The sequence below is a fragment of the Megasphaera sp. AF13-6AC genome (assembly GCF_027685385.1).
GTDB classification, from domain to species: Bacteria; Bacillota; Negativicutes; order Veillonellales; family Megasphaeraceae; genus Megasphaera; species Megasphaera micronuciformis.
This window is the reverse complement of sequence record NZ_JAQCUN010000246.1, coordinates 1-1,099: the sequence shown is the minus strand read 5'-3', so window position 1 is coordinate 1,099 and position 1,099 is coordinate 1. Positions and strand designations below refer to the sequence as shown.

The 1,099-nt window shown below is 50.4% G+C and carries 2 protein-coding genes and 1 pseudogene; all 3 read right to left on the bottom strand.

Annotation, left to right across the window (positions count from 1 at the left end):
• A partial coding sequence (locus PGX78_RS09505) for a hypothetical protein (RefSeq protein ID WP_442864826.1) occupies positions 1–91 on the bottom strand: 91 nt, incomplete at its 3' end.
• Between the two features lie 32 nt (positions 92–123).
• The gene (locus PGX78_RS08575) at positions 124–810 is read right to left on the bottom strand and encodes a chorismate synthase (protein ID WP_270446540.1); all 687 of its coding nucleotides are present in this window, start codon (positions 808–810) and stop codon (positions 124–126) included.
• 1 nt (position 811) lies between these two features.
• A pseudogene (locus PGX78_RS08570) lies at positions 812–1,099 on the bottom strand (3-phosphoshikimate 1-carboxyvinyltransferase); the annotation flags it as partial.

Below are 1,099 nucleotides of genomic sequence, written 5' to 3'. Positions count from 1 at the left end.
CATGTATGGGATTAAAAGGTCGGTCCTGGACGTCGTGAATCTGCAGAATATGAGAGCCCACGTGGATCCCCCGTCTCCCCAGTATTTGCATGGCTACAGCTCCGGCAAAGACCAAGGGGGCCGTCAATCGACCTGAAAAATGCCGGCCGGCATACCCGTCACAATGCCTTCAATGATACCGCCGACGGAATCATGGCGGCTCTTAGCTGCGGCAACCGCTTCTTCCATCGCTGCAATTCGAGTTTCATCCAAAAGAGGCAAGGTCATGTTCTTTAAAGAAAGAAGGCGACTTAACTCTTCATGTATGGGATTAAAAGGTCGGTCCTGGACGTCGTGAATCTGCAGAATATGAGAGCCCACGTGGATCCCCCGTCTCCCCAGTATTTGCATGGCTACAGCTCCGGCAAAGACCAAGGGGGCCGTCAATCGACCTGAAAAATGCCCGCCGCCTCGATAGTCATTATACCCGTCATAGCGTACTTTACCAGTATAGTCGGCATGCCCCGGTCTCATAAGGTGGCGTAAATCATCGTAGTCCTCAGAGCGAGTATTTGTATTTTCTATCATAACGGCCAGCGGTGTTCCCGTCGTAGCATTATTAAAATAGCCGCTCTGTACATCAAAGGCGTCGCCTTCTTTACGTGATGTAGACAGAGTGTTTTTTCCCGGAGCCCTTCGTGCCATTTCTTTTTTTACCTCATCCCAGTCAAGGTATTCCCCCGACGGCAATCCATCCAATACGGCTCCTATAGATTTACCGTGTGATTCGCCGTATACGGTCAATTTTAAATTATGCCCTATTGTATTCATCTTAAGTCTCCTCTACGGCTATGCCGCCCATATGTGCAAAGTCTTGCCAAAAAGAAGGATAGGACTTGCGTACGCACTCGGCCCCTTCAATAGTCAATTTACCGGTACATCTTTGTGAAGCCATGGCCAAGGCCATGGCAATGCGATGGTCATTCCACGCCTGTACGCGCCCGCCTGTAAGGGAAGAAACGCCTTCAATAATCAATCCGTCCCCGGTTTCTCGCACCTTTGCGCCTATGGAGTTCAACTCGTGAGTCATGGCGTGAATCCTGTCGCATTCCTTAAGCCG

Excerpts from the sequence above, each read along its gene's own strand:
- PGX78_RS08575 (WP_270446540.1), bottom strand. The coding sequence starts at position 810 with ATGAATACAATAGGGCATAATTTAAAATTGACCGTATACGGCGAATCA.